Genomic DNA, 682 nt, shown 5'->3' with positions numbered 1-682 from the left:
AACCTGATAAGAGTGCAGCTTTCTTTGGTGAGAACGGTCTGTATTCCAGCCTCTAGGGTGTTCAGAAGGTTTAGGCAATTTGACGTGTTTTACAATGACAGAGCGTTTAGCGAATATCAGCCGAACCAATTCTCCGTAACCGCCCCAAAGTGACTGGATTACTTCACTCGACAGCAATTCACCGAGATCAAGATCCTGGCTGATATTTTGATACAAAAGGTGGTGGTCATTCATACTCAAGCAAGAAGATGCGACCAAGCTTGGTTACGGTTGATGTAATGCGCCACATACGGGCAAACCGGTTCGATTTTATAACCCAGAGCTTCAATTTCTGGGAGTACCGCTTCCATCATTACTTTGCCATAACCTTTGCCTCGCAGCTCTTCTGGTACGACCGTCGATGTTATGTGCATCACATCATTTTTCAACTCGTAGACCACTTTTGCTTTGAAGTCTTGCTCTAAATCAACCCAAAAGAGGCCACTTTCAGTGTCGTGAATCACTTTATGCATATCTTCTTCTCTAATTTTGTTACGGATTTATTGAATCAAACTATATCACTGAATAAAATCATTACCACGCAAAGACACCCAGTCGTTTAGTGCTAAATTTCATAGCAGTCACCTCTTCTCAAATCAGGTACGACAATAAGAATGAGAAATATGATAACCAGTGCCAGAGA

The 682-nt window shown here is 42.1% G+C and carries 1 protein-coding gene and 1 pseudogene; both read right to left on the bottom strand.

The features are described from left to right. Positions 1 to 234 (bottom strand): annotated as a pseudogene (locus R7040_RS26875) (phosphotransferase); the annotation flags it as partial. A 2-nt stretch (positions 235 to 236) separates the two neighbouring features. Beyond that, complete coding sequence (locus R7040_RS26870) at positions 237 to 512, bottom strand: GNAT family N-acetyltransferase (protein WP_005462904.1); 276 nt, start codon at positions 510 to 512, stop codon at positions 237 to 239. Positions 513 to 682 lie beyond the last annotated feature (170 nt).

It is taken from the genome of Vibrio sp. 1069 (genome assembly GCF_033340555.1).
Note: the sequence above shows the minus strand (reverse complement) of the source record. Positions and strands in the feature narration are given on the sequence as shown.